This is a genomic window from Vibrio casei (assembly GCF_002218025.2).
In the GTDB taxonomy this organism is placed as follows: domain Bacteria; phylum Pseudomonadota; class Gammaproteobacteria; order Enterobacterales; family Vibrionaceae; genus Vibrio; species Vibrio casei.
In genome coordinates this window covers 725,474-740,683 of record NZ_AP018681.1, presented here as the reverse complement: position 1 = coordinate 740,683, position 15,210 = coordinate 725,474, and the positions used below count along the sequence as shown (strand labels likewise).

11 protein-coding genes are annotated in these 15,210 nt (G+C 40.1%); 2 read left to right on the top strand and 9 right to left on the bottom strand.

Annotated features, from left to right (window positions below; genetic code table 11):
* Positions 1-378: 378 nt before the first annotated feature.
* Positions 379-1,329: an ROK family protein gene (locus VCASEI_RS16390; RefSeq protein ID WP_197709612.1), complete on the top strand. Its 951-nt coding sequence runs from the start codon at positions 379-381 to the stop codon at positions 1,327-1,329.
* Between the two features lie 43 nt (positions 1,330-1,372).
* Here the strand turns inward: VCASEI_RS16390 and VCASEI_RS16385 are convergent, their stop codons facing one another.
* The 5 genes from VCASEI_RS16385 to VCASEI_RS16360 form a co-directional block, all read right to left on the bottom strand.
* Positions 1,373-2,593, bottom strand: coding sequence for an ammonium transporter (locus VCASEI_RS16385; protein WP_086958704.1), 1,221 nt, complete (start codon positions 2,591-2,593; stop codon positions 1,373-1,375).
* A 455-nt stretch (positions 2,594-3,048) separates the two neighbouring features.
* Entirely contained in the window at positions 3,049-4,305 is a 1,257-nt protein-coding gene (locus tag VCASEI_RS16375) for a DEAD/DEAH box helicase (RefSeq protein WP_086958698.1), read from the bottom strand.
* 142 nt (positions 4,306-4,447) lie between these two features.
* A complete protein-coding gene (locus tag VCASEI_RS16370) occupies positions 4,448-6,043 on the bottom strand; it encodes an ABC-F family ATPase (protein WP_086958696.1) in 1,596 nt (531 codons plus the stop codon).
* A 133-nt stretch (positions 6,044-6,176) separates the two neighbouring features.
* Positions 6,177-7,364, bottom strand: coding sequence for a mannose-6-phosphate isomerase, class I (gene manA / locus VCASEI_RS16365; RefSeq protein WP_086958695.1), 1,188 nt, complete (start codon positions 7,362-7,364; stop codon positions 6,177-6,179).
* Positions 7,365-7,492: 128 nt separating this feature from the next.
* Complete coding sequence (locus VCASEI_RS16360) at positions 7,493-9,394, bottom strand: PTS fructose transporter subunit IIABC (RefSeq protein ID WP_086958693.1); 1,902 nt, start codon at positions 9,392-9,394, stop codon at positions 7,493-7,495.
* Between the two features lie 258 nt (positions 9,395-9,652).
* On the opposite strand from VCASEI_RS16360, the gene VCASEI_RS16355 reads away from it, so the two are divergent.
* Positions 9,653-10,507, top strand: a complete 855-nt coding sequence (locus VCASEI_RS16355) for a helix-turn-helix transcriptional regulator (RefSeq protein WP_086958691.1) — start codon at positions 9,653-9,655, stop codon at positions 10,505-10,507.
* A 3-nt stretch (positions 10,508-10,510) separates the two neighbouring features.
* On the opposite strand, the gene VCASEI_RS16350 is transcribed toward VCASEI_RS16355, so the two are convergent.
* From VCASEI_RS16350 to yidA, 4 genes are all read right to left on the bottom strand, one after another.
* Positions 10,511-11,317, bottom strand: coding sequence for a PTS sugar transporter subunit IIA (locus VCASEI_RS16350; protein ID WP_086958689.1), 807 nt, complete (start codon positions 11,315-11,317; stop codon positions 10,511-10,513).
* Positions 11,307-11,615 (bottom strand): PTS fructose transporter subunit IIB, encoded by a 309-nt coding sequence (locus VCASEI_RS16345; RefSeq protein ID WP_086958688.1) that lies wholly within the window; start codon positions 11,613-11,615, stop codon positions 11,307-11,309. Before VCASEI_RS16345 ends, VCASEI_RS16350 begins: the two co-directional genes overlap by 11 nt.
* Before the next feature lie 219 nt (positions 11,616-11,834).
* Complete coding sequence (locus VCASEI_RS16340) at positions 11,835-14,150, bottom strand: zinc/cadmium/mercury/lead-transporting ATPase (protein ID WP_086958686.1); 2,316 nt, start codon at positions 14,148-14,150, stop codon at positions 11,835-11,837.
* Between the two features lie 111 nt (positions 14,151-14,261).
* Complete coding sequence (gene yidA, locus VCASEI_RS16335; RefSeq protein WP_086958684.1) at positions 14,262-15,068, bottom strand: sugar-phosphatase; 807 nt, start codon at positions 15,066-15,068, stop codon at positions 14,262-14,264.
* Between the last annotated feature and the right edge of the window lie 142 nt (positions 15,069-15,210).

The following is a 15,210-nucleotide window of genomic DNA, read 5'->3' as shown; positions in this document are numbered from 1 at the left end:
AGAGAGCTAACTAAACAATACTGATGTAAGCGTAGTTTATCAATCGCCATGTGTGAAACTTTTGTAAGAAAACTATGTCCAACACTTCCCTTAATATGCTAATTATTGTGTTGTGATATTTTCTTGGTTTCTATATTTTTGTATCAATTTTTTAGGGATTAATTATTTATAATCAGATACTTATTAATTAATCACTTTGTTTCTATATGTGAATTGCCCCGTATTATATGAATATTTATTGCAATAATTGTTGATTTATTCACTTTGACAATAAGTTTCCATTATAAATACAAAAATTCAATATTGTGACGTGCGTCACTATTTATTGAGGATTTAAGAGTGTTAAAACCAAACTAATAATAAGGAAAATGATGAATGATTCGCTTGGGTCTAGATATTGGTGGAACAAAAATTGAAGCGGTGGCTATGAATGCACATAATGATATCGTCTATCAAAAACGAATATTCACTCCAACAGAAAGCTATGAGGTTTTTTTAAATGCCATCGTTACTTTGATTAAAACTGTTAAGGTTGAAGTGACACAATCCCTAAGCATTGGTATTGGTTTGCCGGGCGCTATTAGCCCTGAAACGGGCAAAATTAAAAATTGTAATTGCCTCATATTAAATGGCAAAGATTTAAAAGCAGATTTGAGCTTTGCAGTACATCAACCTATTTATATCGCAAATGATGCTGATTGTTTTACATTATCTGAAGCGATGGATGGTGCAGGTGCAAACCATCCCACAGTGTTTGGTGTGATCATGGGCACAGGCTGTGGTGGTGGTATTACGGTCAATGGACAGCTTTTATCTGGGCCTAATGCGATAGCCGGTGAATGGGGACACAATACGTTGCCTCAATATAGCGTTGAGAGTGATGGGCCTCCACAGCCTTGTTATTGTGGAAAAGATAATTGTATTGAACGTTATATTTCAGGTACGGGATTTACTAAACGTTACCACCAACGATACGGTAGTCGTTTAAAAAATAGTGATGAGTTACAGGCTATTCATATCATCAAGAAAAAAAGAATGGGCGAAGAGTCTGCTGTTGAACATTACAATCATTTTGTGGATATGTGCGCTCGTAGTCTCGCCTCTATTATTAATATTTTAGACCCTCATGCTATTGTTTTAGGTGGCGGTCTTTCTAATATTGATGAGTTATACGAAGATATTCCTAAGCTTCTTAACCAATATGTGTTTTCTGATGTGTGTAACACGAAAATTATGAAAGCGAAGTTTGGTGATTCAAGTGGTGTGAGAGGAGCATGTTGGTTGCCTGAAATGCATAAAGTTTATGAGTCGAAGCAACAGCAAGAATAGAAAGAGAAGCCGTAAACTCCATCTACGGCTCTTTTAAAATGTATTAATCTTCATTTGTTGAGCTGATTTTATGAATTGATAAATCCGCTCCATTGTATTCTTCTTCTTGGGTTAATCGCAATCCTGTCATTTTATGGATGAGACCATAAACGCTGGCTGAGCCTACAACCGCAACAAGAATTCCAATTAATGTTCCAATAACTTGAACAGTTAAACTGATCCCACCCATGCCACCTAACACTTGTTGTCCAAAAATACCGGCAGCAATACCACCCCAAGCACCACAAACCCCGTGCAAAGGCCAAACGCCTAATACATCATCAATCTTTGTACGATTTTGCATGAAGGTAAATAACCAAACAAATATTGAAGCAGCTATAATTCCTGTGATTAAAGCTCCAAGTGGGTGCATTAAATCAGAGCCTGCACATATTGCAACTAAACCAGCTAGTGGACCATTGTGAATGAAGCCCGGGTCATTCTTTCCTACTATCATTGCCGCAATGATTCCTCCCGCCATTGCCATTAATGAATTCATTGCAACTAAGCCACTGATTCCACTTATAGTTTGTGCCGACATAACATTGAAGCCAAACCAGCCTACAGAAAGGATCCATGCTCCCAAAGCAAGAAAAGGGATATTTGAAGGCGCGAAGTTAGTGTGTTTACCTGCACGTACTCGTCCGTTACGCATCCCTAGGAAAATAACCGCGATCAGTGCAATCCATCCACCTACAGCATGAACGACAACTGAGCCTGCAAAATCGTGGAATGGTGCACCAAAGGTAATATCAAACCAGTTTTGTAGTCCAAAGTTACCATTCCAAATAATACCTTCGAAAAATGGATAAACTAACCCAACGATGAAGAAGGTTGCGATTAAAATAGGGTAGAAACGTGCACGTTCTGCGATACCACCAGATACGATGGCAGGAATAGCCGCGGCAAATGTTAATAAGAAAAAGAATTTTACGAGTTCATAACCATTGCCAGCCGATAATGTTTGAGCATCAACAAAGAAGGTATGACCATAAGCAACCCAATAGCCAAAAAAGAAGTAAGCAATGGTCGATACGCCAAAGTCTGCCAATATTTTTACTAATGCGTTGACTTGATTTTTATGACGAACCGTGCCAACTTCTAAAAATGCAAATCCAGCATGCATTAAAAACACCATAATGGCACCGAGCAATAAAAATAGGGTGTCAGAACTGTGGGTGAGGGCTTGTACTGCGCCATTCACTTGGCTCATTGACTCGTCCATGTATTTTCTCCTAAGCAGAATTATTATTTTCAATCTTATTGCACAAAAAATGTGCTTTATAACTTTTTTGCCCTTTTATAGAGCAGTATTCAATAATGATTTAGTTGTAAAGCAAAAATCAGGCCAATTAATTAAGTGTATTGGCATGGGTTATTTTTATAAGGTGATGAAGATATCAGTGTGGTGATTGGGTGAGAAGATGACGAGTAAAGTGGATTGATTGCACCGTTTTAGTGCTTCTGGCCTCTTGTTGGTGCGGTTTTTACCGCGTTGAAATATGACTATGCCCGAGTAATTGAAGTTGCAGTGAGGCGACAAGCGAATGAATCCCTGTGGCTATAGGCTATGTGAACGGGATGAATGAACGCAGTCAAAAAATTGCAGCTTCAAGATCGAAGGGTATATGAGGATAAAGTATCCTCATAGCTAAGATTTTAGGTTGAGAAAGTCCAATGTTATGACTTCTTTTGGCTAGGCGACGAAGAGGGGCATTTTACTTTCGATTGAAAGTCTTTGATGCTGCGCTTTTTTGCGCTTCTACGATTCGCTTGTTTGTCTCGTGGTTGTCGCTTAGTTTCACCTGTGCTTGGCTTGTCTGTTACAGGAAAACCATCAAGTTCGGTTAAAGGCATGCTTCTCTTAGTCAGTTCGCGGATTGCACTGAGGGCTTCTTGCTCTATATGAGAAACTAAAGTAATGCTGATGCCTGTTTGCTCTGCACGAGCGGTGCGACCAATACGGTGTACATAAACAGCAGGGTTTTCGGGTAGTTCAAAATTTATCACTATGGGTAGATGATCAATGTGGATACCGCGTGCAAGCACATCCGTTGCAATAAGAGTCTTAATTTTTTTATGTTTGAAATCGTCAAGCGCTTGATCACGTTCTGCCTGTTCTTTGTTTCCATGCAATACCGAAACAGAAAGACCTGCTTTTAATAATTTTTTTGCAAGTGTATTGGCAGTGTCTTTGGTATTACTAAATATTAATGACTGCTTATCTGCTTGTTGCCCTAAAAGTGATAATAATGCTTTTGTTTTACTGCCTTTATTAACGAGGTAAAGATGTTCTTCAATTGCATCAACCACACTGTTTTTATCATGGGCATTAAGGCGAACAGGGGACTCTAGAATGCTTTCTACTTCTTTCTCCACCTCATTAGTGAGCGTGGCGGAGAAGCACAGGATTTGTCGTTGGGGGGGGATGTCTTTAATAATACTTTGGATGTCAGTCCAAAAGCCCATATCTAGTAGCCGATCCACTTCATCAAATACCAGATGTTTTACGGCTGACAGGTCGAGTGTTTTGGCATTGAGTAATGCCAGTAAGCGACCCGGTGTTGCAATGACCATGTGTGGTAAATTCTCCAATTGTGATGTTTGAACCGTTAAATCAATGCCTCCAAACAAGTTGGCTGATTTTATCTTTAATTCAGCGGCGATGGGTGATAAATCTTGGTGAATTTGTCTGGCTAGTTCTCGGGTTGGTACGACAATGACGCACTGGATTTGTGGTTGCTTGGTTTCGATCATTTGTAAAAGTGGTAAACCATAGGCAAATGTTTTTCCGCTACCAGTTTGAGCAAGAGCAAGAACATCGGCGTGATGAAAAATAGCAGGAATAGCATGTTGTTGAATTAGGGTTGGTGTCGTGATTGATGCGGGTAAAGCACGAAGAATATCATTATGAAGATTAAGTTCAGAAAAGGTCATGATTAAAGCCTAAAAAAGAGGGAGTGGGAGTCTATATAGAAAATAGCGTAAAACGGCTATACATGATCAATAAAAAGGCTCTAAAGCGGTTACTTTAGAGCCTTAAAACTCAATTGCAGCTATTTTAATAAGCAATTAATGATTAAGCTGATTTAGCCGCGCGATCTTTAAGTAATTCTTCATAAGTACCACGGAAATCATGAATTTTACCATCGCGAATTTCAAGTATACGAGTTGCGAGAGAAGACACAAATTGGCGATCGTGAGAAACGAAGAACAGTGTACCTTTGTAGTTTTCAAGCGCTAGGTTTAATGATTCAATTGATTCCATATCCATGTGGTTAGTGGGTTCATCCATTAACAACATGTTTGGCTTATGCATCATTAATTTGCCAAGTAACATACGGCCTTGTTCACCGCCAGAAAGGACTTTAACACGTTTTTTGATATCATCTTGGCCAAATAACATACGGCCTAAGAAGCTACGGACGACTTGTTCATCTTCGCCTTCTTGACGCCATTGATCCATCCAATCAAACACAAGCATGTCTTTTGAGAATTCATAAGCATGGTCTTGAGCGTAGTAACCGATGTTCGAGTTTTCTGACCATTTAAATGAACCTGTTTTAGGTTCCAGTTTACCCGCCAAAGTATTGAGTAGGGTAGTTTTACCTACACCATTTTCACCAATGATAGCAACACGCTCACCGACTTCAAAAATAGCATTGAAGTTAGTATAAAGGTCGTTATCAAAGCCTTGGCTTAATTCTTCAACGATTAAAGCATTACGGAAAAGCTCTTTTGACTGTTCAAAACGAATGAATGGGTTTTGACGGCTAGACGCTTTCACTTCATCAAGTTGAATTTTATCAATTTGTTTAGCACGAGAAGTCGCTTGTTTGGCTTTCGATGCGTTAGCAGAGAAGCGAGATACGAACGTTTGCAGTTCTGCAATTTGTGCTTTTTTCTTTGCGTTATCATTTAACAAACGCTCACGCGCTTGCGTTGCAGCAAACATGAAGTCGTCATAGTTACCAGGGTAAACACGTAGTTCACCATAATCGATGTCGGCCATGTGAGTACATACTGAGTTTAAGAAATGACGGTCATGCGAAATAATGATCATTGTGCAGTTACGTTGGTTTAGCGTATCTTCCAACCAATGAATGGTGTCCATGTCCAAGTTGTTGGTTGGCTCATCAAGAAGCATGATATGCGGGTCTGCAAATAAAACCTGAGCCAAAAGAACACGAAGCTTCCAACCTGGAGCGATTTCGCTCATTGGACCCCAGTGTTGCTCAGTTGGGATGCCCACAGAAAGTAATAATTCCCCTGCGCGAGATTCAGCTGTGTAACCATCCATTTCAGCGAATTCAGTTTCAAGATCCGCCACTTTCATGCCGTCTTCTTCACTCATTTCAGCAAGGGAGTAAATGCGGTCACGCTCTTGTTTTATTTCCCAAAGTTCCTTATGACCCATAATAACGGTATCAAGAACGGTAAATTCTTCGTAAGCAAACTGGTCTTGGTTTAGCTTGGCGACACGTTCATTGGGATCGACGCTTACATTACCTGCACTTGGTTCTAGCTCACCACTTAAGATTTTCATAAACGTTGATTTACCACAACCGTTAGCACCGATAAGGCCATAGCGGTTACCGTCACCAAATTTTACTGAAATGTTTTCAAATAATGGTTTAGCACCAAATTGCATTGTGATATTAGCTGTAGAAATCAATGTATAACCCTTTATAAAAATCTATTCGAGAAGCAAAGTATCATTTCGTGTAATACAAAATGATGAAAAACGCGCCAAGGTAACTCCGATTGGCACGTTTTTCAAGTTAAATGGTGATAAGAATCACAAATGATCAGTTATAAGCGCGAGCGTAGCTTCCAGAACTCGTCACTCGATACTGATGTGTATTATAAGGAATGAATGCAGATTGGCCTTTGGATAAGACTAATGTCTGACCGCTTGTATGACATAGTGTTGTATCGGCATCAATGGCGAAGATAATTTCAGCGCTTTTACATGTTATGTTGGCGTTATTTTTATATACGCTGAATTTAAAATCTTCGACTGGAATAGGATAATGCTTGGCATTATTTTCTTCAATTGGTGCAAGAAGAATTTCATCACTTGGTTTTGGCTGGCAAACGGTGTTAGAAATCAGCTCTGGGATATCCATGTATTTTGGTGTTAAACCTGCGCGAAGTACATTGTCAGAGTTCGCCATGATTTCCAAGCCAGTACCTTTAATGTAAGCATGGGGAGTACAAGCATTAAGGAACATGGCCTCACCGGGTTGCAAGGTAATATAGTGAAGCATTAATGGTGCAAATAGGCCAACATCACCAGGGTATTGTTTTTCTAATTCAATTAACAAGTCAGCCAGCTCATGACCTTTACTTTTATGAGCATGCGACATTAGCGCCGATAAAGAGGATGTCTTTGCTTCGCCTTTAATGGACAAAACAGCTTCAAAAAAACGGCTTAATCCCGCTTCATTTTGGTTAGCTTTTAAATGATCAAGGTAATGAGTGAGTGCAGGGGCATTCACTGCTTCAAAATAACGGATAATATCTTGGAAACCACGAAAACCATTCATCGCTTGATAAGATGTTAAAGCATAGACCAGTTCTGGTTTGTGGTTCGGATCTTTGTAGTTACGGTGAGCCGCTTTTAAATCGATACCAGCTTGATTTTCTTTTTCAAAGCCTATTTCAGCAGCTTCTTTACTCGGGTGAACTTGTATAGAAAGTGCTTTTTCAGCCGCTAATACTTTAAATAAGTAAGGCAATTCATTGAAGCGAGCTTCGGTTCTTTCTCCTAAAATAGAGCGCTTATCTTGATTAATGATGTTATCCAATCGAAGCGTTTGACCCTCTAGTGTCACTTGTGAGCACCCATTCGGATGAGCGCCCATCCATATTTCAGCTTGAGGCTTTGTTTCAGGATTGGGGATGTCAAAAAGTTGCGAAATTGAGGTCACGCTGCCCCATGCGTAATCTTGGATAACATTTTGCATGAGTGTAAAAGGAGGAAGTTGTTTCATGAAAGACCTTATTTAATGCAATATTTACAGAAATTCGATTCTGGCTGAAATTATACTCTGATCGTGAATGTGGATAAATATCAAAGAACCGATAATGAGTGATTACAGGTTCTTTGATTTTACTCAAACTAAGCTGAAGCGATTTGTACTGCTTTCGCTTTACGCATTTTCTTTAAGGCGACACAAACGATGGCAGTAACAATGGCGCCGACAGCCATACAAATGATGGCCATGACAGGTTTATTCATTGCACCAAGGAGCGCCACAACTGGTCCCCCGTGAGCAACGCTATTGGTAATGCCAAAAGAAAATGCCATTACGGCACCAACCATAGAGCCAATTACGTTTGCCGGAATCACAGACAGTGGATCTTGCGCTGCAAATGGAATGGCACCTTCTGAAATACCAACCAGACCCATTGCCCCTGCGGCTTTACCTGCTTCAATTTCACTATCTTCAAAAATATCAAGTTTACGACCAATAATGGTTGCAAGTGCCATGCCTAACGGTGCGATTGGAATGGCGACGGCCATTGCGCCCATAAATTGAGTTTGTCCATTAGCGATCATGCCGACTGAAAATAGGAACGCCACCTTGTTAAATGGACCGCCCATATCAAACCCTGCCATACCCCCTAATACAATGCCGAGTAATACCACATTACCAGTACTCATTTCTGTCAAAACCGCGTTTAACCATTGCATTAAATCTGCAATAGGTGCGCCGATGACAAAAATGAAAAGTGACGCAATAAATACGGTACCTAAGATTGGTGCAATCATAATTGGTACAAGAGGGGCGATCATTTTGTGGTAGTCTCGCATCGCAATAAAGCGGACAAAATAACCCACAAGTAAGCCTGCGATAATGGCGCCAATAAATCCTGTTCCAGCTTCTGCACCATAGAAAGATCCATTGTTTGCAATCCAGCCACCGATAAAACCAGGCGCGAGTGCAGCGCGATCCCCAATAGCAAAGGCAATATAACCGGCCAGAATTGGAATCATTAAGGTGAAGGCGACGACACCAACATTCAGTACTTGATTCCATAAACTGCCTTCAGGGATCTGCATACCATTAGCCGTAGGTTCACCACCGATCGCTAATGAAAGGGCGATCATCAAACCACCAGTTACCACAAACGGGATCATGTGAGATACACCATTCATTAAGTAGCGGTACAGATTAGAACGGCCAGAATTGGCTCCTGACTTATCATTTTTGCTATTAGCAGAGACATCTGCTTTATAAAGTGGGGCATCAAGCGCTTGTTGAATCACGCCCTTACCATTACTGATGGGAGCTTTTACGCTTGTTTGAATAAGCTTTTTTCCATTAAAGCGAGTCATATCAACTTGTTTGTCACAGCTCACTACGATAGCCACGGCTCGATCAATTTCTTCTTGAGTCGGGGCATTTTTGACACCGATAGAACCATTTGTTTCGACTTTAATTTTGTAACCCATTTCGGCTGCGGCTTTTTCTAAACCTTCTGCTGCTAGATAAGTATGAGCGATACCTGCAGGGCAGCCAGTGACACCGATAATGAATCCTTTGTCTGCAGCAATAGTCTCGTGCGCTTCTTTTTTCTCAAGCAATAAAGCGAGTGCATCTTCTGGGGTTTCTGCTTTAAAAAAGGCCTCAATGAAACCGTCTTCAATCAATTTGGAAGACAGTTCGGCTAATACTTCAATATGATGATCCGCGCCTCCGTCGGGAGAAGCAATCATGAAGAATAGTTTAGAATTTTCACCATCTTCGGCGCCATATTCAATACCGGTACGACTAATACCAATAGCAACTGCAGGCTCTGCCACTGCGGCACTTTTGGCATGAGGAATAGCGATACCGTCTTCAAAACCGGTATTGCCAATGTCTTCACGAGCATATATGTCTTTTAAAAATTGCCCACGATCACTTAGTTTTCCTTGAGCCTCTAATACATCAACCATCTCATTAAAGACTTCGTCTTTTGTCGTGGCTTTTAGATTCAAGCGGATCAGGTTTTTATTAATCAGCTGCGTAATCATAATCGTACCTATTATTAGAATATTATTGTTGATATTTTGACGTTGTGAATTGTTGGTGATTTGAACCTTTAAAAATAGTGCATATAAAAGACATTTACTGGATTATTGTAACCTAATGGTTTCTTTGTGATCTTGATCACCCAGCAAGAAGTAGTCACGCTATAATTATTAACCCACATAAGATTAGAATAGAAGTCACCTAAAATTGGCTATAAAAATTGTAGTTAATTCCAACTTTAATAGGCGTGATACTCAGCTATGAGTCAAGTTTTTATCAATGTATTAGAAGGTGTACTTTCAGAACGGGATCACTTTAAACGAGTTTGGTTTGCTAGTGACCAATCAACACCGCCACCATTTAGTTACCAGGTGAATTTCCCTCGAATGGAGTTTGTAATTACCGGTGAATACATGAATCAGATTGAAGATCCTGAGTTTGGTATAACGCAAGTGAAGGTTCTTCCAGGGGATATCCTATATATTCCCCCAAATAGTTGGAATAAACCGGATTGGGAGGCCGATTGCTGTGTTTTGAGCTTGCTATTTGGAAAGCGCCAATTAGGGTTCAGTTTGGTTGAAAAGAGAAAGGCTGAGGTGAGCTTTTTTGACGTACAAAAGCACAGTATACAAACTCGAACAGGTCACGCTATTGATCATATTTTAAATGCACTCAATACGCTTTCTAAAGAAAAAAACTTGCATCCTACAGGGGGGCATTTACTCATGGCTTTAATGACCTACTGTCATGGAATGTTGCTTTCACCAGATTGTTCATCTCAAAGTCATAGTGAAGATTTGTACCAAGGTATTTGTATTTATATTCAAGAAAATTTTCATCGAAGCATTACGCGAGACAGCATTGCATACCGATTTAATATTAGTCCAAATCATTTGTCTCGTTTATTTCGACAGCAAGGACATATGCGTTTAGCTGACTACATAACTTGGGTTAGATTGGAGCGGGCGAAATTTATGCTAACGCGTTATTCATTTCGGTTAAGTGAAGTCGCGATGCGTTGTGGCTATAACGATGTGAACTATTTCTTTCGAGTGTTTAAAAATAAGGTAGGACGAACACCTAGCGAATTCAGAGCATTAAAAGAAAGAGAGTGATGGTTAGATTTTACCCATAAGGCAGCTTAAAATGACCTGTAACTCTGCGCTTGTGTGGTGTTGTGTAATGAAGAGACGAAAATCTTCATTGACTAATTTCGTAGCAAGATTTCTCACACCAGATAACGCTTCTGTCTGACATGGTTTCGGCAAAACCAAGCCGATAATATGAGTGACAGATCCCATGGTGGAATGCCATTGGATTGGTTTATCGGTTGTTATGCAGATCAATTGCGGCTTTTTGACGCGATCACTGAGGATGTGAGGGAAAGCTATGCCGTCTTGCATCCCAGTTGAAGATATGGATTCTCGCTGTATTAGTTGTTCTCTAAGGTTTTTTTGTTGCATGTGATTAGCATGTTTAGCTACCCATTGTAAAACGAAGGCTTTTTCTATTTCGATATTTTTTGTTTGCTCGTTAAGGCTGACACTATGTAAAAGTCGATTAAAAGCAGCAAGTTCATTAGTGATATTAAAAAATTGGAAATAAAAATTATCGAAATTTAAATGCTGAGGTGTCGTTTTAGTGTTTTTCTCGATGAGAAAACAATCTTCTACCAATGTTCGTTTTACCATTGATTCAAAAATGTCTGCTTTAGAACCACATAAGATAATCTGGCATAGATCAAAAGGTTGAAAGGCGAGGGTCATCGCATTTAAATAATCTCGCACGTTGACTTGTTGCAAAGTCTGAATTTTAAGCAGTGTTGCACTACCATTAAACGCCATAAGTTGATTATGAATGAATTTAATTAACCAGCTAGGCAGACCTTCTGCGCCAAGAAAGAAGGTTATTCGTTTAGTTTGCATGCTTCAAGCAGCTTTTGAGCACAGCTTCAGGGTTAGTTAACACTTCTTCGATCGTCACTGTTAACGTTTTACTTTGTTCAAAACGTTCCATTTGTTCAATGGTGATGTCTGAGGCGATTAATGCAATATCAGATTGACTGATGTCTTTATAGCTGAGTTTATTTTCTATACCCATCGCGCCTTGTGTTTCTACATGGATACTCACACTTAACTTTACCGCGCATTTAATTAAAGCTTCTGCTGCCATGTAAGTGTGGGCAATTCCAGTAGGACAAGCGGTTACCGCAACAATTCTCATTGGTTAATTCCATCGAATGTTATGATTTGATACTGAAGCGGTTAAATGTAGCCACTTCAGTATTGTTATCTGCTCATCATACGGTTGGTGTAATATCTTTCAACTGAAATTCGTTACAATCTTTTCGCTTATTGATTTATATCTATCTTATTTAAAGTTGTTACTCGTTAACGGTTTGTTTGCCGAGGTATTGCAACTTTAATACTTTCGGCTAAACAGTTATTTTTCAATTTTTGATTTGAAGTTTAATAAGCGTAATGCATTGAGTGTCACTAATGCGGTTGCGCCACTGTCGGCTAAAACTGCCACCCAAAGCCCTGTAATCCCAAATAAGCTAGTGACAAGAAATATGCCTTTTAATCCAAGTGCTAATGTGACATTCTGGCGAATATTCAACATCGTTGCTCGTGATAAGTTAATCATGTTCGGTAACTCAGTAAGTCGATTATGAGTTAAAGCGGAGTCAGCGGTTTCTAATGCGACATCGGTGCCTCCTCCCATTGCAATACTGACATTGGCCGCTTTCATCGCGGGCGCATCGTTGATCCCATCTCCAACCATCGCCACAAATGAATGTTGTGATAGTTGCTCAACGTAATTAACTTTGTCTTTTGGCAACAAGCTTGCTTTATAGTCTATCCCAATACTTTGGCTAATAGCGGCTGCGCTACGTGGGTTATCACCCGTTAACATAATGGTTTGTATACCCATGCTTTGGAGATCTTGAATGGCTTGAGCGCTGCTTTCTCGTAAAGTATCTTGCATGGCAATGAAGCCAATAGTTTGTTGCTCTTTTAATACAACAACGACGGTTTTACCTTGGTCTTCTAGAGCGAAGATTTGTTGGGAGTGTTCCTTGGATAATATGTTTTCTACCGAATTCGGTGCACTAATTTGATAGTGACTACCTTCAATTATTCCTGAAACGCCGACACCCGCTAGTGCTTGTTTATTAGAAGCTTGTCTCTCAGTTATACTTTTATTGCCGATTTGTTGTGCTTTGATCACAATCGCTTTAGCTAATGGGTGAGTTGACCCTTGTTCTATTGCACTGCTGTATTCAAGCAGTGTTTGTTCTGTCCAGTTGTCAAAGGCGATGATATCCGTAACCTCTGGTTTACCTTTTGTTAGTGTTCCTGTTTTATCAAAAGCAATGGTTTCAATCCTACCGAGTTGTTCAAGGGTCGCACCACCTTTAATTAGAGCACCATATTTAGCGGCGGCAGATAAGCCAGAAGTAATGGCGGCGGGTGTCGAAATAACCAAAGCACATGGGCAAGCAATCAGCAATAAAGCAAGACCTCGGTAGATCCATGTATCCCAACTTTCACCGAATAATAAGGGTGGCAGTACGATAACCATCAGTGCAACGACCATCATCAGTGGTGTGTACCAGCGGCTAAATCTATCTAGAAAACGTTCAATCGGGGCTTTACGTGATTCGGCTTCTTCAATTAAATGTAAGATGCGGTCAATTGCATTTTCGCCTTGCTTCGATGTGATTTTAAAGCGAACCACTTTATCGACAACAATGGCTCCAGCCATAACATTCGCACCTTGCGGATGCTCTACTGGAATGGATTCTCCGGTCAACGCACTTTCATCAAAGCTTGCTGCTTGTTCTAATAAAATGCCATCAGCTGGCATACGAGAGCCCGGTGCAACTTCAATAATATCGTTAAGTTGCAGCTCACTTGCTGCCACTTCAACACTTTTACCATCAACGATCTTCATTGCAGTTTCAGGTACTAATGCCATTAAAGCTTGAACGCCACTACGCGCTTTTGAAGCCGCAAACGATTCAAGCCTTTCACCGATTAAAAATAACAATAGAACCATGGCTGCTTCAGCAGTTTCACCTAAATACAATGCACCTAGTGCGGCAACACTCATTAGGGTTTCAATTGCAAAAGGGCTGCCGGTTTTGGTTTGTCGGTAAGCTTTTTTTATAATCGGTATTAGGCCTAATACACAGGTGAGTGCGAACAAATCTTGGCTTAAACTTGGTGACCAGTATTGAGATAAAGTGGACACTAGCATCGCAATGGCAATCGTAATAATTTGCCCATTGTCTTTTATTTTTTGTTGCCATGTATTCGGTGTTTCATTTGCTGCAAGATGACGATTTTTAGTCAATGAGTTTAGACTTTGTAGTGTAAAACCTTGTTGCAAGCAGGAAGCTTCTATCATCGATTCGATTTTATCGGCTTTAGCATGTGGTGCCAAAGTGACCTGAAGTTTTTCCGTTGCAAAAAGTACTTTTCCGGATTCAACGTCATCGAGTTGATTGACAATATTTTCAATTTTTCGTGCGCATGCAGGGCAATCCATGCCTGATACTTTCCAATTAAGTTTCTTCGAGTTAGTGGATGAAGAGGAAGCGTGATTATCTGAAGAGATAATATTGTCCGGATTATCACCATGACAACTTGATTGGTTACAGCATGAACCTTGATCCGTATGACCAGTAACTTGTGTGGATTCACTAGTGACATTCGGTTCTTGAGGTTGAGAAACAGCGTTATATACTCGCATTGAAAAACTCCTTGCTTCATGATTAAAGCAAGGATAGACCTATGAGTATACTCCAAGGTCAAGCTTTTATTTTGAAATAATAGTCAAAAGAAAGGCGACTTTAATCTCTGGTTAACTTAAGACAAACTTTTCAATGGCCCGTGCTACACCGCTATTGTTATTGGTATCGGTAATATAGTCTGCAATTGCTTTGGTTTCTTCCGTAGCGTTACCCATGGCAATACCAAGACCTGCGTATTTTAACATGTGGTGATCATTACCTGCATCGCCCATCGTAATCACTTCCGAAGCATTAATGCCTAAATGTTCAGCAAGCGCTTGAACGCCAGCACCCTTGTCGCTTGTTTTATGCATAAACTCTAGGAAAAAAGGGGCGCTACGAACAATCGTGAATTGGTTGTACAAATCAGTCGGTAGATCGTTTATAGCTTGGCTTAATTCGGCTTCTTCTTCTACCATCATGGCTTTTAAGATTGCGTCATTATCCTCTAGATCCTCAAAAGACATCTCAGTAAGCGTAATACCATTGATGTTGCACTCATGGGCTGTGTATTTATTATTTTTAGGGGTAATTAACCCTTCTTTGATGGAAAAAGCATGAACGCTAACATTGAGCTTTTTTGCCCATTCCGCGATTAATTTTGCATCTGAACCAGTTAAAATTTCTTGGCGAATGGCCGTTTTGCTTGCTACTTTTTGTACCATGGAGCCGTTGTAGCTGATCACGAAATCTTCATCAGAGTCCATATCCAATTCTTGTAAGGCGGTTAGCATTCCATCTAAAGGTCGACCAGAAGCTAAAACAATATGTATGCCTTTTGCACGAGCCGCGGCGATGGCTTGCTTGTTTTCTTCAGTAATACGGTGGTCTGAATTGAGTAATGTGCCATCCATGTCAATTGCGATCAGTTTATACATAGTTAACCTCAGGTTACTTTAATTAGGGTGATTGAAATTCGAATGTTCTCGAAGATATCATTATCTTATCCGCGTTATTTTATAACTCTTAGATGATATAAGCGTGACGAAGTATGAAATAAGCTTCAATGCAGTCATTCAT